This is a genomic window from Curtobacterium sp. SL109 (assembly GCF_026672405.1).
Lineage (GTDB): Bacteria > Actinomycetota > Actinomycetes > Actinomycetales > Microbacteriaceae > Curtobacterium.
Window position 1 is genome coordinate 2,834,285 of record NZ_JAPPRB010000002.1, and the last position, 22,963, is coordinate 2,857,247.

Consider the following 22,963-nt stretch of genomic DNA (forward strand, 5'->3'; position numbering starts at 1 on the left):
CCCGCTGGACGTCAGTGCGTCGACTGCTCCTCGCGGATGCGCGTCAGGATCTCGGACCGGAGCTGCTCCGGCGCGGTCTCCCGGCAAGCGCGCTTGACGGTCTCCATCAGGACCACGCCGACACGGTGCTCGGTCTGGCAGTCCACGCAGTCGTCCATGTGCTCGCGGATGTCCGCGGCGTCCTCGTGCCGCAGCTCGTCGTGCAGGAACTCCTCGAGCTCCGCCTTGGCCTTGGAGCAGTCGCAGCCGCTCATCGCTCACCCTCTCGGTTCGTGCGGCTCGACGCCGCAGCAGTTCCTCGGCCTCGTCCGCGCATCGTCGCCGTCGACGCTGCATCCGGAACGACACCGGTCTCACGGGCATGGTCCGCCAGGAGCCCCCGGAGGAGTCGGCGTCCACGGTGGAGGCGGCTCATGACCGTCCCCACGGGGGTCTTCATGATGTCGGCGATCTCCTGGTAGGAGAAGCCCTCGACGTCAGCGAAGTAGACGGCCATCCGGAAGTCCTCGGGGATGGCCTGCAGGGCGTCCTTCACCGCGGAGGACGGCAGGTGGTCGATCGCGTCGGCCTCGGCGGACCGGGCGGAGACCGACTGGGTGACGCTCTCCGCGCCGCCGAGCTGCCAGTCCTCGAGCTCGTCGATGGTGCCCTGGTACGGGTTCCGCTGGTTCTTGCGGTACGTGTTGATGAACGTGTTCGTCAGGATCCGGTACAGCCAGGCCTTCAGGTTCGTGCCCTGCTTGAACTGGCGGAACGCGGCGAACGCCTTGACGAAGGTCTCCTGCACCAGGTCCGACGCGTCGGCCGGGTTCCGGGTCATGCGCATCGCAGCGCCGTACAGCTGGTCCATGAACGGGAGCGCCTGGTCCTCGAAGAGGCGACGCAGTTCGGGGCTCGACACGGTCTTCGCGTCGACGACGTCGGCTTCGTCCTCCACAGCGTCGAGCTGGGCCTCGGTCTCCTCGACCAGGTCGTTCGGTGTCGCCTGCGGCTCGTCGGTCGTCATCGCCCGCCAGTCTAGGGCGAGCGTCGTCGACACGTCGGGCAGGCGCGTCCGCGTGGGTGCGAGTGCTGTCGCCACGGGTCCTCCACATCGTTTCAGTAGTCTTGTGAACCGATGGCAGACACGACGCATTCCCAGAGCCAGACCCCCAGCGGAGCGGGTCGGGCCCCGTGGGTCGCGCCCGTCGCGAGCGGACCCCTGCACGGTGACGTCTCGCTGCCCGGGTCGAAGTCGCTGACGAACCGTGAGCTCGTCCTCGCGGCGCTGGCCGACGGCCCGTCCACGATCCACCTGCCGCTGCACTCGCGGGACTCCGCCCTGATGGTCGAGGGGCTCCGCGCGCTCGGCGTGGGGATCGAGGAACTGCCGGGCACGAACCCCTACGGCCCCGACCTCCGGGTCACGCCGGCGCCGATGACCGGGGACGTCCGCGTCGACTGCGGGCTCGCCGGCACCGTGATGCGCTTCCTGCCACCGGTCGCCGCCCTCGCCGTCGGCCCGGTCGTCTTCGACGGTGACGAGGCAGCCCGCCGCCGCCCGATGCGCCCCGTCATCGACGCCCTGGTGCAGCTCGGCGTGGACGTCACCGACGACGGCGACGGCTCGCTGCCCTTCGCGTTCACCGGCACCGGGTCGGTGCGGGGCGGTCCGCTGTCGATCGACGCCTCGGCCTCGTCGCAGTTCGTCTCCGGCCTGCTGCTCTCGGCGCCCCGCTTCGACGAGGGCCTGCACCTCCGCCACGACGGCGAGCGCCTGCCGAGCCTCCCCCACATCGAGATGACCGTCGCCGCGCTCCGTGCCCGCGGGGTCCGCGTCGACGAACCGGCGGTCGGTGAGTGGGTCGTGCACCCGGGGCCGATCGCCGCGGTCGACGTCACCATCGAACCCGACCTGTCGAACGCCGCGCCCTTCGCCGTGGCCGCACTGGTCGCGGGCGGCACCGTCCGCATCCGCACCTGGCCCACCGCGACGACGCAGGTCGGCGCGGACCTCGAGACGCTCCTGCCCCTGTGGGGCGCGACCGTGGACCGTGACGGCGACGACCTGGTGTTCGGTGGCGGCGTCGGGATCCGCGGAGGAGCCTCCGTCCCGGGTCTCGACCTGGACCTGAGCCGCGGCGGCGAGCTGGCACCGGCACTCGTCGCGCTGGCGGCGCTGGCCGCCGGACCGACGACCATCACCGGCATCGGCCACCTGCGGGGGCACGAGACGGACCGCCTGGCGGCGCTGGCTGCGGACGTGAACCGGACGGGAGGCTCCGTGCACGAACTCGACGACGGCCTGCGGATCGAACCGGCGCGGCTCCACGGCGGTGGCTGGGCCGCGTACGAGGACCACCGGATGGCGACCGCCGGCGCGATCGTCGGGCTGGTGACGCCGGGCATCGCGGTGGACGACATCGGGACGACGGCGAAGACGCTGCCGCAGTTCCCGGAGCTGTGGGCTGAACTGGTGGCGTCGGCGTCGGCGTCGTCATCGTCATCGTCGGAGGTGTCCCGATGAGCTGGTGGGACGACGCCGGGTCGGACGGCGACGAGGACGAGCCGTACGGCCAGTACGACGAGTCGAGCGTGCGGGTGCGCCCGAACCCGAAGGGCAACCGGCCGAGAACGAAGACGCGGCCGGCGTACGAGGACGCGCCGAGCGGCTGGGTGACGAACGTCGACCGCGGTCGGTTCGGTGTGCTCGTGACCGACGAGGACGGCGAACACGTCATCACGGCGACGAAGGCCCGCGAACTCGGGCGCAAGTCCGTCGTCACCGGTGACCACGTGTCGCTCACCGGGGACGTCTCCGGCGACGAGGGCTCCCTGGCGCGCATCGTGCGGGTCGCCGAGCGGACGACGCTGCTGCGCCGCAGTGCCGACGACTCGGACGAGGTCGAGCGCGTCATCGTGGCGAACGCCGACCAGATGCTCATCGTCGTCGCGGCGGCGGACCCCGAGCCCCGCACCCGGCTCATCGACCGGTACCTCGTGGCGGCGTTCGACGCGGGCCTCGACCCGATCCTGTGCATCACGAAGACCGACCTCGCCGACCCGACGGCGTTCCTGGCGCACTTCGCGTGCCTGGACCTGCGGATCGTGACGAGCCGTGCCGACGACTTCCCGCTCGAGGACCTGCACGAGCTGCTCGACGGCAAGGTCACCGTGACCGTGGGGCACTCCGGCGTCGGCAAGTCCACGCTCGTGAACGCCCTGACCGGGTCCACGCGGGCAATCGGCGTCGTGAACTCCGTCACCGGGCGCGGGCGGCACACGTCGTCGTCCTCGGTCGCGCTGCGCGTGCACGACGGCGGCTGGATCATCGACACGCCGGGAGTGCGGTCGTTCGGCCTCGGGCACGTGCAGCCCGAGAACGTCTTCCGGGCCTTCGCCTCCCACGCGATCCCGGTGCTGCCTCCGCGGGACGACATCCCGCTGCCGCAGGCCCACGACTGGGAGATCGTCGACCGGGTCGCCGCCGGGGAGCTCGGGCCGACGGGCATCGAGCGGCTCGACTCCTTCCGTGCGCTGCTGACGGGCATGGGCGCGCACGACCCTGGTTCCGACTAGCGCCCCGGGCGTGCGCTGGCCGCTCTTCGTCCGCCGACTCCGGCCTGGGCTCCCGTGAGATCGCACTTCGTGTCGGGTCGGCGGGACCCGAGCCGACACGAAGTGTGATCTCACCGGGCCGGTCGCGCGCCTCGCTTCCCCTCTACCGGTCACGACACCCCGCTCACGTCGGCCGAGTGGCCACGGACCGTCGTGTCACAGCGTCGGCGCCGACGACTCGTGGCCACTCGGCGCCGGACCCTCGGGGTGTCGTGACCACTCGACCCACGTCGACAACGGGCCGCAGCGGGCGTAGCATCGGCACACGTGTCTGAAGTTGCAAAGTACAACTACGCGAAAAGCCTCCATGCCGCACCGCGGCCTCCCCACCGCGCGCCGGGGGTGCTGCGCCCCGCCGGCCTCGGCCGGACGCTGCTGACCTTCGCGACGCACATCCTGGTGCCGCTGTTCCTCGCAGCGGGCATGGGCCTGGCCTACCTGGGGGCCTTCCACGCCCCGTCACCGCGAGACCTCCCCGTCGGCATCGTCGGTCAGGGCCCCACCACGCAGGTGTTCGCGCAGACGGTCACCGACCAGTCGGACGGCGCCCTCGTGGCCCACGTCGTTCCGACCACGGCGAACGCGGAACGCCAGGTGCGCGACCGCGACCTCGCAGCCGTGTACGCCGCGACCACGACGGGCGCCACCCTGTACGTGAGCACCGCCGCGTCCGAAACCACCGCCACGGCGGCGCAGAAGGTGTTCCTGCCGATCGCGTACGACCAGCACCTCCCCCTCCGCGTGGTCGACGTCGTGCCGACCGGTGACCAGGACACCACCGGGCAGGGCCTGTTCTTCCTGCTCGTGGCGCTGAGCGTCGGCGGGTACGCCTCGGCCATCGCGGTCGCGGCCTTCGCCACGCGGCTCGGTGCGGTGTGGACGGCGGTGGTCGGGCTCGCCACCGCCGGGGTGGTCGCGGGCATCGGCACCGTCGTCGCCGGTCCGGTCTACGGCGTCATCACGACCCACACGTGGCAGGTGTTCCTGTTCGCGTGGATGTACGACGCGGTCATCATCGGCCTGGGGATCGGGCTGCACCCGCTGCTCGGGCGGTGGACGACCCCGGTGCTGACGATGTTGTTCGTGATGCTCAACTTCACGTCCTCCGGCGGGATCTTCCAGCCGGCGTTCCAGCCCGGGTTCTTCGCCGCACTCAACACGTTCTGGAGCGGCGCCGCCTGGTTGCAGGCCGCGCAGGACCTGCAGTACTTCCCCGGTGCGTCCCTCGGTCGGAGCAGCCTGGTGCTGGCGCTCTGGCTCGCCGCGGCCGTGCTGCTCTGCGTCGTCGTGCACGGTCTCGTCGCCCGACGCAGCCGCATCGCCCGCGAGCGCGAGGTCAGCCGGCTCGAGGAGGAAGAGGTGGTCGCGGCCTAGCCCCACTACGCTCGTCCCGTGGACCTCAGCGCCGACCTCGACTTCGCCCGTTCCCTCGCGGACACCGCGGACGCGATCAGCCTCGAGCGCTTCCGGGCCGCCGACCTGCACGTGTCGAAGAAGGCCGACAGCACCCACGTCACCGACGCCGACCAGGCGGTCGAACGGGCGCTGCGCGAGCGGATCGCCGCCGAGCGCCCCGACGACGCCTTCCTCGGCGAGGAGACCACCGCGGACACCGGTGACGACGCCCTCAGCGAGGGACACCGCCAGTGGGTGGTCGACCCGATCGACGGCACCGCGAACTACCTCCGCGGCGTCCCAGTCTGGGCCACGCTCATCGCCCTCGCCGTCGACGGCCGACCGGTCCTCGGCGTGGTCAGCGCCCCGGCCCTCGGCAAGCGCTGGTGGGCAGCGGAGGGGCTCGGCGCGCACGCGTTCGACGGCCCCCTGCACGTCTCGGGTGTCGCAGACCTCGCAGACGCCAGCCTCAGCTACAACAGCATCCAGCAGTGGGACGAGGACGACCGCCTCGAGTCCCTCGTCACCCTGTCCCGCGCGGTGTGGCGGACACGGGCCTACGGCGACATGTGGTCGTACATGATGGTCGCCGAGGGCATCCTCGACGTCGCCGGCGAACCGGACCTGAAGCCGTGGGACATGGCGGCGCTCGTGCCCATCGTCGAAGAGGCGGGCGGGCGGTTCACCTCGCTCGACGGCGATCCCGGCCCCTGGCACGGCAGCGCGCTCGCCACGAACGGCCTGGTGCACGACGCCGTGGTCGAGATCATCCGCCGCTGAGCCGGACTGGTCCGCCGCCAGGGGGACAGACCTGTCCCCCGTTCTGACCCCTGGAACGCTCCACGTGCCCCCCACGAGGGGGGCCGCACCCCCCGTACTGGGGTGATCGTTCGTCACATCGGACTGCGCGCATCGGCTGTCACGTCGGATGACTGAGATAGGTTCGTGGACAGACGGCAGGCAGTTCGACGCCTCGGGATCCCTAGTCCCGGAGCAGACAACAGCCCGTCGTGTTCGTCAGATACCCAACCCGAAGGGTGAGAAGACGATGAATTCATCGTTCCCGAGCGAGATCGAGTGCACCCTCACTCGACCGCATGCCAACCACGATCTGCCCGGCGCCACCCTGATGGCCGCCACACGTCTGAGCTCCGTCGGGGTCACCACCCCCGTCCTGGCTCGGTCCGCCTCCGTGCGCTCTGACCGCTGGTCCGCCTCTGGTACCGGAGGCCGGTGAGTCCTGATGGAACTCACCGGTCGACGTACTGAGGTCGACCGGATCGCAGCCCTCGCAGTCCTCCCCCGGGAGTCTGCGATGGTCGTGGTCGGCGACCCTGGCTCCGGACGCAGCAGCGTCCTCGACGCGGTCTCGCACCGTGTCTCCATCCCCGTCGTCCGACTGGGCGTCAACGGAAGCGAAGCCCGTTGGCCCATGTCGGGAGTGACCTCCCTGTTCACCGCCCTCGACGACCCCCGAGCCTCTGCGCACATCGCGCGCCTGGTCCGGAACGTCGACGAGGGCCTGGCCGCAGCACACGACTTCCTGGATGCCGTGCACGCGCTGACGCTCCCGCCGACGCTCGTGCTCATCGACGACCTGGACCGCATGGACGCCGAGAGCCAGGAGCTCATCGCGTTCCTCGCGGGACGGCTCGCCGGCACGGCACTGCGCCTCGTGGCGACCGTCCGCCGTGTGCCGTCGAACGGTCCGCTCACGTCCCTCCCCACGCTGCGGCTCGAACCGCTGGCGCAGGACGAGGCACTGGTGCTGGCCCGTGAGATGGCCCCGGAAGAAGCGAACGACGGCGTCCTCGCCGTCCTCGCCCACGAGACCGGCGGCAACCCCGGCGCCCTCCGCGAGCAGATCGGCGCACTCCGCCGTGAACAGCTCGTCGGCACCGAGCCGCTCGTGCTCCCGCTCCGCCCCACCCCGACGACCGCCGCAGCCGCGGCACTCGTGCTCGAAGCCGCTGCAGGACGCGATCTGGACGTCCTGGCGCGGTTGGCACTCGTGCCCACGGCTCGGCTCGCCGGCTGGGACCGGGACGCCGTCGACGACCTCGTCGGCGCCGGCCTGGCCACGCTCCGCGGGCAGTCCATCGCCGTCCGTGACCCGCTCGTCCGCTCCGCGCTGTACTGGAGCATGCCCGCGAAGGACCGCCGCGAGGCGCACACCGAGCTGGCAGCGGACGCCGCGGCGCACGACGACCGGTCGGCCGTCTGGCACAGCAGCTTCGTCGAGCACACGCCCGACGCCGTCGCACTGCTGACCGCCGCGAAGTCGTACGCGGCCGAGAGCGACTCGCACGCCGCCGTCGCCCTGACCGAACGTGCCCTGCACGTCGGGACGGGCTCGGAGGTCGAGCACGCCGCACTGCTGTCCGTCGCCGAGGTCCTCCTCGGACACCGGCTGCTCAGCTACGCGGCGCGGTACCTCGCGGCGATCAAGCCGTTCGCGGAACTCCGCGACGAGGTCCGCCGTCTCCGCCTGCAGTACTCGGTGCAGTACCTCAGCGGCGACGCGGTCCACGCGGACGAGCTGATGGTGCCCGTCCGCTCGGACGACGCCGAGGAGTCCGACGCCCTCGCCGGCCTGCTGGCGATGGTCGCGTCCTTCCGCGCCGAGGCGTGGGAGCTCGACCAGGCCCGTGACCTGCTGCACCGCGCCGAGCTCTTCGAGGACCGTGCCTCCCAGCACACCGCGGAGATCCTCGCCACGGCGCGACAGCTCGTGGCCGCCGTCGACGGCACCCTGCCGCCGGACGCCGAGCTGCACGAGGGCCTCGCGGCCCAGAAGCTGCTCGCGATGTCCGACCCGGCACTGCTGCTCCTCTCGCACGCACTGAGCCTCGCCGAGCGCTACCGCAGCGCCCGACGCGTGTTCGCCCTCGTGCTCGCCCGTGCCAACGACACCGCTCCGGTGTGGCTCGAGGCGGCGCGGTACCTGTCCGCCGAGAACGAGGTGCGCTCCGGGAACTTCCGGCAGGCGCTCCGCGCGATCGACGTGTGGGAGTCCGGCTCCGCGGTCGTCGAACGACTCCGCGAGCCGTCCCGGGCGATCGCCATCGCCTGGCGGCACTTCGCGGAGGGCCGCTCGGCCGACGCGCTCGACGTCATCGACCACTGCCTGCGCCAGCGCACGACGAGCCGGCTGTGGGGTGCGACGGCGAAGCTGTACGCCCTGCGCGGCCGTGTGCTGCTGCTCGACGGCCGGCTCGAGGAGGCGGCGTCCTCCCTCGAGGCCGCCGACGCCATCGGTCGCTCGCTGCGGAACCCGGCGGTGCTCCGGCACCTCGGGGACCTGGTCGAGGCCTACGCCCGGCTCGACCGGATCGACGACGCGCGGAACATCACCGCGCGCCTCGCCGCCGACCACCACGCCCGGCCGTCCCGCTGGGGGGCCCTGGTGCTGGCACGGAGCGTCGCGCTCATCGCCGACGAGGGGACCAAGGACGCGTCCAAGCGACGTGCCCTCGAGGTCTTCCAGCCGGCTGACTCGCAGTTCGAGCGTGCCCGCACGTTCGCGGCCCTCGCCGCGGTCGGCACCCCCGCCGACCGTGCCCGCCTGGGTGCAGCGGCTGCGGCTGCGTACGAGGCCGCGGGTCTCCGACGTCCGCTCGTGACGCCGGCCCCGACGGTCGCGATGCCCACCCTCGGTGGCGTCGTCGGCTCCGGTCCGTTCTCCGGTGCGGTGCGCTCCGGTGTGCTCCTCTCCGCGACCACCCCGGGCACGCCCGGGACGCCGCGGAGCGCGCCGGACGCGTCGGCGGTGCTCACCTCGCTGACCGCGGAGGAGCGTGCCGTGGTGCAGAAGGTGACCGAGGGGTACCGCAACCGCGAGATCGCCTCGTCGCTGTACATGTCCCAGCGCACGGTCGAGCTGCGTCTGACGCAGATCTACCGCAAGGTCGGGGCGCGGTCGCGCTCCCACCTGGTCGCGCTGCTCACGTGACCTGATCCCGACCGTCCACACACTGGAGGCCCGGTGCCAGCTGGCACCGGGCCTCCAGTGTGTCCGCTGGTCGCGGACGCACCGTTCGGTCCACCGGTTGCGTGACTCCGCATCCGGACCCGCACTCTCGCACCTGGCGCGCGGGGAACCGCAACAGTCGTGGTCGAACGTTGTCCGGTGACTCCCCCGCCGGTGATGCTGTCACTGCACCGACCGCCGCGCCTCCCCAGGAGGCCGGCCACGGTACCCCGATCGGTACCCGAAGCGTCGACCCATGGACGCCGTCGTCCGTCCTCGCCTGATCCGAGGACGGGCGGCGGTCCGGGTCGACACACCCCGATCGCGCGGCCGACCCGAGCGGCGGTCGGTGCCGACCCGCTCCCTCCACCCCCTCCCACCCGAAGGGATCCACGATGTGCGGCATCATCGCGGCCCGCGTCTCCGACGACGCAACCCCGTACCTGCTCGACGGCCTCGAACGACTCGAGTACCGCGGCTACGACTCCGCCGGCATCGCGGTGCGGACGGCCTCCGGCGGGACCGAGACCATCCGGTCCGTCTCCCGCGTCGGTGACCTCCGCACGCTCGTCGCCGCCCGTTCCGGCGACGCCCTGACCGGCACCGGCATCGGCCACACGCGCTGGGCCACCCACGGCGGCGTGTGCGAGGCGAACGCCCACCCGCACCAGGACTGCTCCGGCCGCATCAGCGTCGTGCACAACGGGATCATCGAGAACGCCGAGCGCCTCCGCACGATGCTCGAGGCGCAGGGCCACGTCTTCCGGTCCGAGGTCGACTCCGAGGTCATCAGCCACCTCGTCGAGCGTGCCCTGGCGGTCGACCACGACCTGATGCTCGCCGTGCAGATCGCCGCCGCGCAGCTCGAGGGGTCGTGGGCCATCGTCGTCCTCGACTCCCGCACCGGCCGCATGGTCGTCGCCGCCGAGCGTTCCCCGCTCGTCGTCGCCCGCGCCCCCCGCGGGGACTTCGTCGCCAGCGACATCGGCGCGATCGCCGAGTGGTGCGAGACCTTCGTGGCGCTCCGCGACGGGGACGTCGTCGAGCTCGGCGAGTCCTGGTCCTGGTCCTCCGACGGCGTCTCGGTCGCCGTGCCCTTCCCGACCCCCTCGCCGTTCGCGGCCGCCGCGCTCGACCTCGGCGACCACCCGGACCACATGGCGAAGGAGATCGAGGAGCAGCCGGAGGTCGTGGCAGGCATCGTCGAGCGCATCGCTTCCCGCGCCGCCGACGGCAGCATGTGGGTCGGCCTCGGGCTCCCCGGGTTCCACCGGCTCGCGATCGTCGCCTGCGGCACCTCGCTGAACGCCGGACAGGTCATCGCCACCGCGCTGCGCGGCATCGGCGGCGTCCCCACCGACATCGTCGTCGCCAGCGAGGCGGACCAGGTCGTCCTCAGCCCGGGCACCCTCGTCGTCGCGATCAGCCAGTCCGGTGAGACCGCGGACGTGCTGCGGGCCCTCGACCGGTTCGAGGACCGCTTCCCGGTGCTCGCCCTGACGAACAACGTGCACTCCTCGCTCGCCCGTCGTGCCAGCGCCGTGCTGGACTGCCACGCCGGACCGGAGATCGGGGTGGCCGCGACGAAGACGTTCACCGCCCAGGTCGTCGTCGGCGTCGCCGCGATGATCTCCGCCCTCGTCGCGTCGGGCCGCATCGAGCCGATGCACGCCGCCACCCTCGTGGCCTCGCTGCGCGAGCTCCCCGCCCGCCTCGCCACGGCCGGACAGGTCGCCGCCGACCGCATCCCGCTGCTCGTGTCGAGCGTGAAGGACGCCACGGGCTTCCTGTTCCTCGGTCGGGGTGTGGGCCTGCCCTACGCCGCCGAGGGCGCGCTCAAGCTCAAGGAGCTCAGCTACCGCTGGGCCGAGGCGTACCCCTCCGGCGAGCTGAAGCACGGACCGCTGGCCCTCGTCGACGAGGGCACCCCCGTCGTCGTCATCGACCACGGTGAGCACCGCCTGCAGGCCGCGATCTCCGAGGTCCGTGCCCGTGGCGGCTTCGTCATCACCATCGGAGGGCCGGGCTCGGACATCCCCGCGCTCGGCGAGACCGGGCCCTGGGGTCCGCTCGAGGCCGTCGTGCCCCTCCAGATGCTCGCCCGCGAACTCGCGTTGCAGCTCGGCTGCGACGTCGACAAGCCGAGGAACCTCGCCAAGTCGGTGACGGTCGAATAGCCAGGGAGACCCGCATGAACCGCTTGACGATGTTCCTCGTCATCCTCACCTCGGTGGCCGTCCCCGCGACGCTGCTCGCCGTCGTGCTGCTCCCCTCGGTGCACTCCTAGGCCGATCTGCCAGGGTGGCGGACGATGTCCTCCGCCTCCCTGGTCCCCGTCGCGATCCTCGTCGGCGCCGTGCTCCCGTTCGTCCCCGTCGTCGGGCGGGTGGCACGGATCGCCGCGACGATCGCGCACGAGGTCGGCCACTGCGTCGTCGTGGTGCCCTTCGGCGGACGGATCCGCCGCATCGACCTGCGCCCGGACGGCTCCGGTGAGGCCTGGGTCCAGCTCGGCGGTGTCCCCGGCAGCATCCGGTGGCTCGTCCGCGTGCTCAACCTGTACGCCGGCTACAGCGCACCGCTCTGGGCCGGCACGCTGCTCGTGACCGGGGTGCTGCACGGGTCCAGGTGGCTCCCCGTCGTGGTGCTCGGGGTCATCGGCCTCGTCGCCCTGGTCTTCGTCCGGAACTGGTTCGGGCTGCTCGTCGTCGTCGGCTTCGACGCGCTCGCGCTCTGGGTGGCGCTCCGGCCGTCGGAAGCCACGGTGCTCGTCGTCGCGGGCGTCGGCGCCCTGTTCGTCGTGGACGGGCTGCGGTCGGTCGTGCAGGTCGCCCGGTGGCTCGGGACCGGGGCTCGCGTGCAGACGGACTTCCACATCGCCGCCGCCGAGATGCGGCTGCCCGCCGCGGTGTGGTTCGTCCTGTTCGTGCTCGTCAACGGCGTCGCGGTGTGGCTCGCCCGCGACCCGCTGCTCGCCGTGTGGGACACGGTCGCGACGGGCGTCAGCAGCCTGGTGTGACGCAGGCGTGCGTCCGCGAGCAGCGCAGACCCTGCCACGATGGACCCCATGCACGCGCCCGACGCCCTCACGGAACTCCGCACCGCTCCGCCCGGCGCCGACCGCGACGCGTTCACCGCCTTCGTCGTGTCCCACGGCGACGCCGCACTGTGGCGCGAGGGTGGCTCCGAGCACCTCACCGCGTCCTGCTTCGTGCTGTCGCCCGACCTGTCCCACGTCCTGCTCTGCCTGCACCGCAAGGGCCGGTTCTGGGTGCAGTTCGGCGGACACCTCGAGCACGGTGACGTGTCGCTCGCCGACGCCGCTCGTCGCGAGGCCCGCGAGGAGTCCGGCGTCCCCGACCTCGACCTGGCGACGCCGCGGATCGTCGACCTCGACCGACACGACCTGCACGGCGGCTTCGCCTGCGCCGCGCACTGGGACGTCGGCTTCGTCGCCATCGCCCGGCCCGACGTCGCCACGAGCGTGAGCGACGAGAGCGACGACGTCCGCTGGTTCCCCGTCGACGCCCTGCCCGCGTCGCTGCCCCCGGGCTTCGCCGACCGCCTCGCCGGTGTCCTCGTGGCGTTCCGCGCTCGCATCTGAAGCCGCGTCCTGCCTTCCTTCCTGACACGGCCAGGTCCTGACCGGCGGAAGTACCGCTTCGTCCCGGGACGTGACGGATCCGGTCCGCGACCTCCGAGGATCGCCGACCGGATCCGTCATCGCCGGAAACGGACGTCGGCGTCGGCCATGAAGCAGGACCGCGACACGCAGATGCACCTCGACACCGACGGCAAGCGCCGCGACCGTCAGTCCTTCGTCGACGACGCTCGCCCGCAGTGGGCGTCGACACGATGCGGGACGACTTCGTGGGCACGACGCCCATCCCCGGCGTCGTCGATCAGTCCGCGGGCTGACCGCCGCTCGGCACGAGCACCTGCGCCATCGACCGCGGCGCGAACCGCTCGGCGAAGTCCCGCTCGTTCGGCACCCACACGTCGTGCCACAGCCGCTCGTGGGACCGCCCGAGCGCCCGGTCTCGGGCCAGCCCCCGGGCGACGGCGGTGTCGAGGTCGACGTCGCACCACACCGTCAGGTCGAGGTCGTCGAGCACCTCGGGGTGGAACAACCCGATCAGGTCGACCACCAGCACGCGTCCCACCGGCACCGGTTCCGGTTCGCCGAGGTCCCGCGTGGACCAGTCGAACCGCTGGAAGGTGCCACCGGTGCCGGAACGGAAGGGCCGGAGGACGGTGTCGCGGAGCCGGACCCGCTCGACGCCGTCCCAGTCGGACGACCGGTGGTGGGACCGCGCCGGGTCGAGGAAGTCGTCGCCGCGCATCCGGACGCTCCCCGGGACGGCGTACGGCGGCGTGACGTAACCGGACGCCGCATTGGGCTGTCCACGGAGCGCGGCCTGCGAGAGTACGGACACCACGTCCCGGAGGTGCCCATGTCCAACGACGACCACGGTTTCGCGACCGAGCAGGTCCACGGCGGGTTCGTGCCCGACGCCGGCCACGGCGCCCGGGTGCCCGCGATCCAGATGTCCTCGGGCTTCCTCTTCGACGACTTCGACCAGGCCCGCGACCGCTTCGCCGGCACCGACGACGGCTACACGTACACGCGCCTCGGCAACCCCACGAACGCCGACGTCGAACGCCGGGTGGCCCTGCTCGAACGCGGCGCGGAGGCGATCCTCGTCAGCAGCGGTCAGGCTGCGGCGACCGTGGCGTTCCTCGGGCTGCTGCAGGCGGGCGACCACGTGGTCAGCGCCAGGAGCATCTACGAGGGCACCCGCGGGCTCCTGACCCAGAACCTCGGGCGGCTCGGCATCGAGGTCGACTTCGTCGGCGACGCCCGGGACCTCGACGCGTGGGCCGCCGCCGTCCGGCCGAACACGAAGGCGTTCTTCGCGGAGACCATCCCGAACCCGAAGAACGACGTGCTCGACATCGCCGGGGTCGCCGACACCGCGCACCGGGCGGGCGTCCCCCTCGTCGTCGACAACACCCTGGCGACGCCGTACCTCGTGCGTCCGGTGGAGCACGGCGCGGACATCGTGGTGCACTCGGCGTCGAAGTTCCTCAGCGGACACGGCTCGGGCCTCGGCGGCGTGGTCGTCGACGGCGGCACGTTCGACTGGTCCGCCTCCCCGGAACGCTGGACGCACCTGACGAGCCCGGAGCGGTCCCTCGGCGGCCAGAGCTACGTCGAGCGGTACGGCACCCGCGCCTGGGTCGTCTACGCGCGCGACGTCATCAGCTCCCGGATCGGCCCGACCCCCTCGCCGTTCAACGCCTTCCTGCTCCGCCAGGGCATCGAGACCCTGAGCCTGCGGATCGAGCGCCACAGCGCGAACGCGCTCGCGATCGCGGAGTGGCTGGACCAGCAGCCGGAGGTGACGAGCGTCGACCACGCGGGTCTGGCCTCCAGTCCGTACCACGACCTGGCGGAGCGGTACCTGCCCCGGGGAGCCGGCTCGGTGTTCGCCTTCACGCTCGCCGGCGGCGAGCCGGCCGCGCGCGCGTTCATCGACGCGGTGCAGCTGTTCAGCCGGATGACCCACCTGGGTGACGTGCGGTCGCTGATCCTGCACCCGGCCACGACGACACACGCCGGGCGGACGCCCGAGGAGCGTGCCGAACAGGGCATCGGCGACGGCCTGGTCCGACTGTCCGTCGGAATCGAGGACGTCGCGGACCTGCTCCGCGACCTGGCGCGCGGGCTCGCCGCCGTGCGCGGTGGCACCAGGGACGGCCAGGAGGCCCGGACCGCGTTCGCCACGGAGCTCGCCGTCCTGGGACACACCGTCCCGGCACAGCACGTGATCGCCGAGGAGATCTGACGATGGCCGACCTGCAGCACTTCGGGTACTTCTTCTCACGCGGGTTCGGCCCGCAGGCGTGGGGGCGGTCCGACTGGGACTGGGGTCACGACTGGACCAAGCCGGACCTGTACCAGCAGTCCGTGCGCGCGCTGGAACAGGCGGGGATGGACCTGGTCATCGCCGAGGACGCGATCTCCCTCGGCAACCCCTCGACCCTCGACCTGCGGATCCGCCAGGCGTACGGCGGTCCGAAGCACGACCCGCTCCTGCTCGCGCCGTACCTGTTCGCCGCGACCTCGCACATCGGGATCGCGCCGACCGTGAACGCGGGGATCACCCCGCCGTACCTGGCCGCCCGGCAGTTCGCCACGCTCGCGCACCTGTCGTCGGAGCGCTTCGGCATCAACGTCGTGACGGACGTCGGCAGCGCCAGGCACGCGGGGCTGCCGCCGCTTCCCCACGACCAGGCCTACGACCGGGCCGAGGAGTGGATCACCCTGCTGCGGCGCCTCTGGCACTCGTGGGGTGATGCCTACATCGGCAACAGCCAGGACTGGAGTTTCGCCGACGGTGACGCCCTCGACGCGTTCCATCACGAGGGCGCGTACTTCACGGCGCACGGCCCGCTGAACGCGCTGCCGCTCGAGGCCGACCCGGTCGTGGTCTCCCCCGGCGGGTCCGGACGTGGCCTGGGGTTCGCCGGCACGCACTCGGACGTGCAGCTCGCACTGGCACCGCTGTCGGCGGCGGCGGTGCGGGACTACCGCGCTCGTGTCATCGCTGCCGCCCTCGACGCCGGTCGGACGGCCGACGACCTGCGGATCCTGTTCGTCCTCAAGCCCGAGATCACCGTCTCGACGGACGAGGCGGACCGGATCGTCTCGGCATCGAGGCACCCCTCCGACGACGACCTGCGCACCGCCGCGATCGCGTGGTCGAGCGACTCGGAGACCGACCTGCTCGCGCTCGACCTCGACGCGCCCGTCCCCGCCGGCACCTTCGGGGACCACGTCTCCGCCGGCACGATCCGCGGGTTGCTCGGGGACACGCCCGACGCACCGCTGCGGGAGCTCCTGACGAGGAAGGCCAGGAAGGGGCGGGTGTCCTCACGCTCCGGGTTCGTGGGCACCGCTGGCGAGTTCGCGGACTTCATCGAGGAGCTCGGTGCGGACGCGGACAACGACGGCATCGTCTTCTCGGGCGACCTCCACCCGGCGCAGGTGTACCGGATGTTCGGGGACCTGGTGCCGGTGCTGCGCCAGCGGGGGCTGCTCCGGCGCGAGTACGGCTCGGGCGGGCTGCGGGCGAACCTGTTCGACTTCTAGGCCGCTCGCAGCCAGACCGCTTGCAGCTAGGCCACTTGCTGCGCGTCTGGCTGCGCGTTGCTGCGTCCGCGCGTCAGTGCCGGACGGGCTCGACGACCGCCGACTCCTCGACCTCGCGGACGTCGTCGGCGGTGCGCAGGATCTCCTCCCGCGGGGACGCCGAGTTGATCGCCCAGTAGTAGACGATGACCGAGAACACGGCGACCACGACGATGTCGACCCAGAGCGGGAACACCGGGTGCGTGAGCGGTCCGAAGTCGCTCAGGAACACGATGAGCCCCATGCCGACCAGGTAGGGCAGCAGCCACTGCGCCGCCTTCCAGTCCCACCGCGGCCGGACGCTGGTCTGGCCGCGGAACACGTTGTTCGCGATGATCACGACGGCGCCGATCAGGATGGCGACACCGAGCTTCCAGTCGGTGTCCCACCCCGTCCACAGGATGATGAGGTTCGCGACGACGAACGCCAGCGGCGAGAGCACCGCGGCCGCGGGCATCCGGTACGGGCGCTCCACCTCGGGGATGCGCTTCCGGAACGCGCCGAGGGCGAGCGGGGCACCGGCGTACATGAGCACCGACGCACTCGTGATGAGGCTGACGAGGCCCTGCCACGACGGGAACGGGGCGAAGCACGCGCAGCCGACGACGAACGCCGTGATGAGCCCGACCCACGGGACGCCCGCCTTCGTCGTCCACTCGAACGCCTTCGGGAAGTACCCGTTGCGGCTGAGGCCGTAGGAGATGCGCGACGTCGCCGTGACGTAGATCAGCCCGGTGCCCGCCGGCGAGATGATCGCGTCGATGAAGATGACGACCGCCAGCCAGGTCAGACCGGCCGCCATCGCGATGTCGGCGAACGGCCCCGTGTACTTCGTGAAGTCCGCCGTCGCCCACGAGCCCTGGATCGCGTCCGAGCGCAGGACGCCGAGGAACACGACCTGCAGCAGCAGGTAGATGACCAGGCCGATCACGACGGAACCGATGACGGCGCGGGGGATGTCGCGCTTCGGGTTCTTCGCCTCGCCGGCGAGCTGGTCCGCCTGCTCGAAGCCGAGGAACGCGAAGATGATGCCCGACGTGGACACCGCCGCGAGGACGCCCTTCGCGCCCTGGGGCATGAAGCCGTCGGCCGCGGTGAAGTTCGAGCCGTGGAAGCCGCTGAACGCCAGCACGATGATGACCAGCAGGGGGATGGCGACCTTCCACCACGTCGCCGCCGAGTTCGTGTTCGCGAGGATCTTCACGCTCAGCAGGTTGATCACCGTGACGACTGCCATGAGCAGCACCGCCACGGCGATGCCCGCACCGGTGAGCAGCTGCTGGGTCTCGCCGTCCACGGTCGTCGTGTGCAACCAGGGGTGGGCGAACTGCCAGTGCTGCGCGTACTTGATCATCGCCTCGACCTCGATCGGGGCGACCGTGACCGACTGCAGCCAGGAGAACCACCCGAACGAGGCCCCGGCGACGCCACCGAACGCGATGTGCGGGAACCGGGCGGTGCCGCCGGCGATGGGGAACATGCCGCCGAGCTCGGCGTGCACCAGCGCGAGCACGAGGATCGCGACGCCGCCGATCAGCCACGAGATGATCGCGGCGGGTCCGGCGGTCTTCAGGGCCTCCTGCGACCCGAACAGCCACCCGGACCCGATGATCGAGCCGGTCGAGGCCCAGATCAGTCCGATGAAGCCGACGTTCCGCTTGAGTCCGGAATCCGGAAGCGTCGGTGCGCTCGTCGTTGCCACGGGGTGCTCCTGTCGAGTCGGTCGCGACCCCGTTCGGGGGTCGTGACCGACTCTGGCACCGTGCGGCGACTTCGGGAGGATTGTTCACACGACTGAAACATCAGTCCTGTATAAGCCTTCAGACTACTTCTTGGACTTCTTCTTCGTGCCGTCGTCCTGCTTCTTCGAGGACTTCTTCTTCTCGTCCTTCTTCTTCTTCTTCGACGACTTCTTCTTGTCGTCGTCCTTCTTGGCGGACTTCTTCTTCTTCGACGACTTCTCCTCGTCGTCCTGCTTCTTCGACGAGTTCTTCGTCGTGGTGCCGGCCTCGTCCGCAGGTGCCTCGCGCACCTCGGGCGCCTCGGGCACGGGCGGCACGGCTGGGACGGTCGGCACGACGGGCTCGCTCGGCTCGAGTCCGTCGACCGGCTCGACGACCACCGCGGACCCGGTGTCCTCGAGCACGTCCACGGGCTGCTCGGTCAGCTCGGACGCGAGCGCGTCCTCGACCCGCTCCACGGTGAGCTCGGCGGCGTCCTCGGCGAGGCGCACGAGGGCCTGCGCGGCACGGAGGCGCGTGGTGCTCTTGCGGGCCAGCACGTCGGCACGAGCGCCCTCGAGGAAGGTGCGGAGCGACCGCTCGACCGCCGAACGGCCTCGGGGTGCCGAGCGGTCCAGCCGGTCGATCTCGCCCGCGACGCCGGCGACGTCGTCCTCGACGTGCTCGTGTCGCACGGACTCGATGAGTGCGGCGACGGTGGCTGCGGCGCGCTCGACGGCGGCGCTGCGCTGGTCGAGCACGACGAGCATCTCGAACGTGGAGCCGTACGACACGGTCTCCAGGCGGACGGGCTCGGCGCCACGGCCGCGGACGACCAGTCGGGCATCGGGGGTGGGAAGCCAGGCCGTCAGCGCGGCGACGGTGGCGACCGACGCCACGATCCGCTCGTACTCGGCCAGGCCGACTCGTTCCTGCTCTCGCAGCCGGACTCGGATCGCGATCTCCTGCACAGCGGGACCTTCCACTCGGGTTCGGGCGCGGGTGTCTTCCCGCGCCTGCCCCGGAGCGTAGTCCTCGAGCGTGCACGAACAGCGAACGCCCCGTCGGTGTCCTTCGACACCGACGGGGCGTTCGGTCCTGATCGCTCAGGCCACGTGTGACAGCAGCTGCGCCGCTCGGCGATGGTGGAGATGGGGGGAATCGAACCCCCGTCCATCGCTGCAATTCGACGTCTTCTACGGGCGTATCCGGATGATTCGTTCTGCTCGGCCCCGTCCTTTGCTACCGGCTTCTAGGACGACGGGCCCAGTCTCAGTGCAAGTCCCGCACGGCCCTGAGGCGCAACCGTGCAGCAAGTCCTCTGGATGACGCCGGAACTCAGGTTAGAAGACGATCACCTGGCCGACGGACTTCATGTGCTGGGCTGCTTACGCAGCGAGAGCGAAGTCAGTGCGCTTGGAATTGGCACTTGTTGTTTTCCACGGATCGTTGACGAGATGACCGTGGATCCTCGGCCCGCTTCCCGTCGGCACACAGGCAATGTCGAAACCGATCATCCCCGTACGGGCCGAGCAGCGAGCCGCTGTCACACTGTGGAGTTGTTGCGCCTGTTTCCGCAGGCAGCTGTTCAGTCTACCGAGGATCGGCTGACACCGCTACTCGCCGACGCGGTTCCGCGTCCGCATGGCCCGCTCGGCTTCGCGCTTGTCGGTCTTCTCGCGCATGGCCTGGCGCTTGTCGAACTCGCGCTTGCCCTTGGCCACCGCGATCTCGACCTTGGCGCGGCCGTCGTGGAAGTAGATCTGCAGGGGAACCAGCGTGTAGCCGCCCTGCGCCGTCTTGTGCGAGATCTTCACGATCTCCTGCTTGTGCAGGAGCAGCTTGCGCTTGCGCCGCGGGGCGTGGTTGTTCCACGTGCCCTCGGTGTACTCGGGGATGTGCACGGCGTCCAGCCAGGCTTCTCCCCCGTCCACGAAGGCGTAGCCGTCGACCAGCGACGCACGGCCTTCCCGCAGGGACTTGACCTCGGTGCCCGAGAGCACCATGCCGGCCTCGTACGTCGACTCGATCAGGTAGTCGTGGCGCGCCCGACGGTTCGTCGCCACGATCTTCTCGCCGCGTTCCTTCGCCATGCGCGTCTCCTCTCGACCCTTCGCTGCGGGTGCGCAGCCCCACAGTCTATCGGACGATCAGACCTTGAGGTAGCGGCGGATGGCGATCGACGCCGACACCGCCGCCAGGACCACCCCGATGACGATCACCGCCGGCACGACCACGGCCGCGTCGCTCATCCCGATGAACGCCACACCGCTGAACCGCCTGGTCAGGTAGTTGCGGACGAAGAACCACACGACCGCGGTGATCGCACCGCCGGCCAGCACGGCACCGATCGCCGCTGCGATGACGCCCTCGAGCACGAACGGCGTCTGGATGAACCGGTTCGACGCCCCCACCAGACGCATGATCCCGAGCTCCCGTCTCCGCGAGAACGCGGACAGGCGGATCGTCGTGGCGATGAGCAGCACGGCGGCGATGAGCATGAGCGCCGCGATGCCGATGGCCGTGTAGGACGACGCGTTCAACAGGTTGAAGATCGGTTGGAGGTACCCGCGTTGGTCCATGACGCTCTGGACGCCGGCGACCTTCGACAGGCTCTCCTGCAGCACGTCCGCCTGCGACGGGTTCTTCAGGTTCACCCAGAAGGTCTCGTTGAGGTACTCGGGCTTGACGAACTCCGTGGTGGGCGCGTCCTTGAACTGCTGCTTGAAGCGGACGTACGCCTGCTGCTGGTCCTGGAAGTACGTCTTCTCGATGTACGGCGCCAGCGTCGGGCCCTTGAGCTGTTCCTCGATCTGCTTGCGCTGGTCATCGGTGGCCTTCGCCCCGGTGCAGTTGCCGGTGGTGTCGGTGTCGGTGCACAGGTAGACGGCGACCTGGGCGCGGTCGTACCAGTACCCCTTCATCTGGTTGATCTGCATCTGCAGCAGGATCGCGGTGCCGACGAAGGTCAGCGAGATGAAGGTGACCAGGACGACCGAGACGACCATCGAGGCGTTGCGGCGGAGGCCGGAACCGACCTCGCCCATGACGAGTCCGAGCCTCATCGGATGAGCCCCGGGATGGTCTGGATGCCGGTGGTGTTCGAGACGCCGGCCGGGTGCTGGATCGGGAGCGCCTGGGTCTGGTAGCCGCCGGACTGCTCGTCGCGCAGGACCACGCCCCCGGACAGCTCGATCACCCGTCGCTGCATCTGGTTCACGATGCTCGCGTCGTGGGTCGCCATCAGCACGGTGGTGCCTCCCTGGTTGATGCGTTCGAGGAGCGCCATGATCCCGGCCGAGGTCGTCGGGTCGAGGTTGCCGGTGGGCTCGTCCGCCAGGAGCACCGACGGCTTGTTCACCACGGCACGGGCGATCGCCACGCGCTGCTGCTCACCACCGGAGAGCTCGTGCGGCATGCGGTTCGCCTTGCCGTTGAGCCCGACGAGCTTGAGCACGTCCGTCACGGCCTCGCTGATGAAGCCCTTGCTCTTGCCGATCACCTGCAACGAGAACGCGACGTTGTCGAACACGTTCTTGTTCGGCAGCAGGCGGAAGTCCTGGAAGACCACGCCGAGGTTCCGGCGGAAGTACGGGACCTTCCTCGAGGAGAGCGCGCCGAGGCGCTGACCGAGCACGTGGATCTGCCCGCGCGAGGGCTTCTCCTCCTTGAGCACGAGGCGCAGGAAGCTCGACTTCCCGGAGCCGGACGCACCGACGAGGAAGACGAACTCGCCCTTGAGGATCTCGAGGGTGACGTTGTCGAGGGCGGGACTCGGGTTGCCCGAGTACAGCTTGGTGACCTGGTCGAATTTGATCATGACCGGATCAGGGTAGGTCGCCCGGCTCGGAATGGCTGCCAGGCGCGCGGCTCAGGACTCGACGGACTGCTTGCGCCAGCGGATGCCGGCGTTGATGAACCCGTCCAGGTCGCCGTCGAACACGGCTGAGGGGTTGTTCACCTCGTGCTCGGTCCGGAGGTCCTTGACCATCTGGTACGGCGCCAGGACGTAGGAGCGGATCTGGTCGCCCCAGCTCGCCGTGATGTTCCCGGCGAGCTCCTTCTTCTTCGCGTTCTCCTCTTCCTTCTTCAGGAGCAGGAGTCGCGACTGGAGCACGCGCATGGCTGCCGCGCGGTTCTGGATCTGCGACTTCTCGTTCTGCATCGACACCACGGTGCCCGTGGGGATGTGGGTGAGGCGCACCGCGGAGTCCGTCGTGTTGACGGACTGGCCGCCCGGGCCCGACGACCGGAAGACGTCGACGCGGATGTCGTTCTCGGGGATGTCGATGACGGCGGTCTCCGGCATCAGCGGGATGACCTCCACCGCGGCGAAGGACGTCTGTCGCTTGCCCGCGGCACCGAACGGCGACATCCGGACCAGGCGGTGCGTGCCGGCCTCCACCGACAGGGTGCCGAACGCGTGCGGGGCGTCGACCTCGAACGTCGCGGACTTGATGCCCGCTTCCTCGGCGTAGGAGGTGTCCATCACGGTGGCCTTGAAGCCGTGCTGCTCGGCGTACCGCAGGTACATGCGCATGAGCATCTCGGCGAAGTCCGCGGCGTCGACGCCACCGGCCCCGGCGCGGATGGTGATGACCGCGGGGCGGTCGTCGTACTCGCCGTCGAGGAGCGTCTGGACCTCGAGCTCGCCCATCGTCTTCGTGATCGCCTTGAGCTCGGAGGCGGCCTCGTCGGCCGACTCCTGGTCGTCGCCCTCGTTCGCCATCTCGACGAGGACCTCGAGGTCGTCGATGCGCTGCTCGGTGTCGGTGATCTTCTTCAGCGCCGTCTGCCGGTGCGAGAGCGCGCTCGTCACCTGCTGCGCGTGGTCGACGTCGTCCCAGAGGTCCTGGGCCCCGGCCTGCTCGCTGAGGTCGGCGATCTCGCGCTGCAGGCGGTCGACGTCGACCACCGAGCGGATGTTGCCGAAGGTCTCTCGGAGGGCGGAGAGCTGCTCGGTGTAGTCCAGTTCGACCATGGTCACCGATCCTACCGGCGCGGCCAGGACACGGCCGACCGGGAGGCCCGGCGCGGCTCCGTCTCGCTCGTCACGACGGCGGGCGGCCCGGCAGGCCCACCGCG

General features: G+C 70.9%; 19 protein-coding genes and 1 other RNA gene. 10 read left to right on the plus strand and 10 right to left on the minus strand.

Going from position 1 to position 22,963, the window contains the following annotated elements:
- Positions 1 to 11: 11 nt before the first annotated feature.
- Positions 12 to 254 carry an alpha-ketoglutarate decarboxylase gene (locus OVA28_RS14925; RefSeq protein ID WP_194660318.1) on the minus strand — a complete coding sequence of 81 codons (243 nt, stop codon included), beginning with the start codon at positions 252 to 254 and terminating at the stop codon, positions 12 to 14.
- Positions 251 to 1,006, minus strand: a complete 756-nt coding sequence (locus OVA28_RS14930; RefSeq protein WP_442780828.1) for a sigma-70 family RNA polymerase sigma factor — start codon at positions 1,004 to 1,006, stop codon at positions 251 to 253. Before OVA28_RS14930 ends, OVA28_RS14925 begins: the two co-directional genes overlap by 4 nt.
- Before the next feature lie 111 nt (positions 1,007 to 1,117).
- On the opposite strand from OVA28_RS14930, the gene aroA reads away from it, so the two are divergent.
- From aroA to OVA28_RS14970, 8 genes are all read left to right on the plus strand, one after another.
- Complete coding sequence (gene aroA / locus OVA28_RS14935) at positions 1,118 to 2,506, plus strand: 3-phosphoshikimate 1-carboxyvinyltransferase (RefSeq protein ID WP_268097506.1); 1,389 nt, start codon at positions 1,118 to 1,120, stop codon at positions 2,504 to 2,506.
- Entirely contained in the window at positions 2,503 to 3,558 is a 1,056-nt protein-coding gene (rsgA, locus tag OVA28_RS14940) for a ribosome small subunit-dependent GTPase A (RefSeq protein ID WP_194660315.1), read from the plus strand. The genes aroA and rsgA overlap by 4 nt, the downstream gene beginning before the upstream one ends.
- Before the next feature lie 306 nt (positions 3,559 to 3,864).
- Complete coding sequence (locus OVA28_RS14945; RefSeq protein ID WP_268097507.1) at positions 3,865 to 4,971, plus strand: hypothetical protein; 1,107 nt, start codon at positions 3,865 to 3,867, stop codon at positions 4,969 to 4,971.
- Positions 4,972 to 4,989: 18 nt separating this feature from the next.
- Complete coding sequence (locus tag OVA28_RS14950) at positions 4,990 to 5,772, plus strand: inositol monophosphatase family protein (RefSeq protein ID WP_268097508.1); 783 nt, start codon at positions 4,990 to 4,992, stop codon at positions 5,770 to 5,772.
- A 463-nt stretch (positions 5,773 to 6,235) separates the two neighbouring features.
- Entirely contained in the window at positions 6,236 to 8,944 is a 2,709-nt protein-coding gene (locus OVA28_RS14955) for a helix-turn-helix transcriptional regulator (RefSeq protein ID WP_268097509.1), read from the plus strand.
- A 413-nt stretch (positions 8,945 to 9,357) separates the two neighbouring features.
- Positions 9,358 to 11,139 carry a glutamine--fructose-6-phosphate transaminase (isomerizing) gene (glmS, locus tag OVA28_RS14960; protein ID WP_194660311.1) on the plus strand — a complete coding sequence of 594 codons (1,782 nt, stop codon included), beginning with the start codon at positions 9,358 to 9,360 and terminating at the stop codon, positions 11,137 to 11,139.
- A gap of 134 nt (positions 11,140 to 11,273) precedes the next feature.
- On the plus strand, positions 11,274 to 11,981 hold the full coding sequence (locus OVA28_RS14965; RefSeq protein ID WP_268097510.1) for a M50 family metallopeptidase: 708 nt from the start codon (positions 11,274 to 11,276) through the stop codon (positions 11,979 to 11,981).
- Positions 11,982 to 12,020: 39 nt separating this feature from the next.
- On the plus strand, positions 12,021 to 12,566 hold the full coding sequence (locus OVA28_RS14970; protein WP_268097511.1) for an NUDIX hydrolase: 546 nt from the start codon (positions 12,021 to 12,023) through the stop codon (positions 12,564 to 12,566).
- Positions 12,567 to 12,864: 298 nt separating this feature from the next.
- On the opposite strand, the gene OVA28_RS14975 is transcribed toward OVA28_RS14970, so the two are convergent.
- Positions 12,865 to 13,398 carry a uridine kinase family protein gene (locus OVA28_RS14975; RefSeq protein ID WP_268097512.1) on the minus strand — a complete coding sequence of 178 codons (534 nt, stop codon included), beginning with the start codon at positions 13,396 to 13,398 and terminating at the stop codon, positions 12,865 to 12,867.
- A gap of 18 nt (positions 13,399 to 13,416) precedes the next feature.
- Here OVA28_RS14975 and OVA28_RS14980 point away from each other — a divergent pair, with 18 nt between their 5' ends.
- Together OVA28_RS14980 and OVA28_RS14985 are read left to right on the plus strand one after the other, a co-directional pair.
- Positions 13,417 to 14,811, plus strand: coding sequence for an O-acetylhomoserine aminocarboxypropyltransferase/cysteine synthase family protein (locus tag OVA28_RS14980; RefSeq protein WP_268097513.1), 1,395 nt, complete (start codon positions 13,417 to 13,419; stop codon positions 14,809 to 14,811).
- 2 nt (positions 14,812 to 14,813) lie between these two features.
- Positions 14,814 to 16,118 carry an LLM class flavin-dependent oxidoreductase gene (locus OVA28_RS14985; RefSeq protein ID WP_268097514.1) on the plus strand — a complete coding sequence of 435 codons (1,305 nt, stop codon included), beginning with the start codon at positions 14,814 to 14,816 and terminating at the stop codon, positions 16,116 to 16,118.
- 73 nt (positions 16,119 to 16,191) lie between these two features.
- Here OVA28_RS14985 and OVA28_RS14990 read toward each other — a convergent pair whose 3' ends face one another.
- From OVA28_RS14990 to prfB, 7 genes are all read right to left on the minus strand, one after another.
- A complete protein-coding gene (locus OVA28_RS14990) occupies positions 16,192 to 17,859 on the minus strand; it encodes an APC family permease (RefSeq protein WP_268097515.1) in 1,668 nt (555 codons plus the stop codon).
- A 123-nt stretch (positions 17,860 to 17,982) separates the two neighbouring features.
- Positions 17,983 to 18,849 carry a hypothetical protein gene (locus tag OVA28_RS14995; protein WP_268097516.1) on the minus strand — a complete coding sequence of 289 codons (867 nt, stop codon included), beginning with the start codon at positions 18,847 to 18,849 and terminating at the stop codon, positions 17,983 to 17,985.
- Between the two features lie 172 nt (positions 18,850 to 19,021).
- Positions 19,022 to 19,399: a transfer-messenger RNA gene (gene ssrA, locus OVA28_RS15000) on the minus strand.
- A 95-nt stretch (positions 19,400 to 19,494) separates the two neighbouring features.
- Complete coding sequence (gene smpB, locus OVA28_RS15005; protein WP_071271162.1) at positions 19,495 to 19,971, minus strand: SsrA-binding protein SmpB; 477 nt, start codon at positions 19,969 to 19,971, stop codon at positions 19,495 to 19,497.
- Between the two features lie 57 nt (positions 19,972 to 20,028).
- Positions 20,029 to 20,943: a permease-like cell division protein FtsX gene (gene ftsX, locus OVA28_RS15010; RefSeq protein WP_268097517.1), complete on the minus strand. Its 915-nt coding sequence runs from the start codon at positions 20,941 to 20,943 to the stop codon at positions 20,029 to 20,031.
- Entirely contained in the window at positions 20,940 to 21,698 is a 759-nt protein-coding gene (gene ftsE / locus OVA28_RS15015; RefSeq protein ID WP_194660305.1) for a cell division ATP-binding protein FtsE, read from the minus strand. Before ftsE ends, ftsX begins: the two co-directional genes overlap by 4 nt.
- Before the next feature lie 51 nt (positions 21,699 to 21,749).
- Positions 21,750 to 22,859, minus strand: a complete 1,110-nt coding sequence (gene prfB / locus OVA28_RS15020) for a peptide chain release factor 2 (protein WP_194660304.1) — start codon at positions 22,857 to 22,859, stop codon at positions 21,750 to 21,752.
- Positions 22,860 to 22,963 lie beyond the last annotated feature (104 nt).

What these genes read in the sequence shown, in the direction of transcription:
- OVA28_RS14925 (WP_194660318.1), bottom strand. Translation starts at nt 254, where the DNA reads ATGAGCGGCTGCGACTGCTCCAAGGCCAAGGCGGAGCTCGAGGAGTTC.
- OVA28_RS14930 (WP_442780828.1), bottom strand. Translation starts at nt 1,006, where the DNA reads ATGACGACCGACGAGCCGCAGGCGACACCGAACGACCTGGTCGAGGAG.
- aroA (WP_268097506.1), top strand. Translation starts at nt 1,118, where the DNA reads ATGGCAGACACGACGCATTCCCAGAGCCAGACCCCCAGCGGAGCGGGT.
- rsgA (WP_194660315.1), top strand. Translation starts at nt 2,503, where the DNA reads ATGAGCTGGTGGGACGACGCCGGGTCGGACGGCGACGAGGACGAGCCG.
- OVA28_RS14955 (WP_268097509.1), top strand. Translation starts at nt 6,236, where the DNA reads ATGGAACTCACCGGTCGACGTACTGAGGTCGACCGGATCGCAGCCCTC.
- glmS (WP_194660311.1), top strand. Translation starts at nt 9,358, where the DNA reads ATGTGCGGCATCATCGCGGCCCGCGTCTCCGACGACGCAACCCCGTAC.
- OVA28_RS14965 (WP_268097510.1), top strand. Translation starts at nt 11,274, where the DNA reads ATGTCCTCCGCCTCCCTGGTCCCCGTCGCGATCCTCGTCGGCGCCGTG.
- OVA28_RS14970 (WP_268097511.1), top strand. Translation starts at nt 12,021, where the DNA reads ATGGACCCCATGCACGCGCCCGACGCCCTCACGGAACTCCGCACCGCT.
- OVA28_RS14980 (WP_268097513.1), top strand. Translation starts at nt 13,417, where the DNA reads ATGTCCAACGACGACCACGGTTTCGCGACCGAGCAGGTCCACGGCGGG.
- OVA28_RS14985 (WP_268097514.1), top strand. Translation starts at nt 14,814, where the DNA reads ATGGCCGACCTGCAGCACTTCGGGTACTTCTTCTCACGCGGGTTCGGC.
- smpB (WP_071271162.1), bottom strand. Translation starts at nt 19,971, where the DNA reads ATGGCGAAGGAACGCGGCGAGAAGATCGTGGCGACGAACCGTCGGGCG.
- ftsX (WP_268097517.1), bottom strand. Translation starts at nt 20,943, where the DNA reads ATGAGGCTCGGACTCGTCATGGGCGAGGTCGGTTCCGGCCTCCGCCGC.
- ftsE (WP_194660305.1), bottom strand. Translation starts at nt 21,698, where the DNA reads ATGATCAAATTCGACCAGGTCACCAAGCTGTACTCGGGCAACCCGAGT.
- prfB (WP_194660304.1), bottom strand. Translation starts at nt 22,859, where the DNA reads ATGGTCGAACTGGACTACACCGAGCAGCTCTCCGCCCTCCGAGAGACC.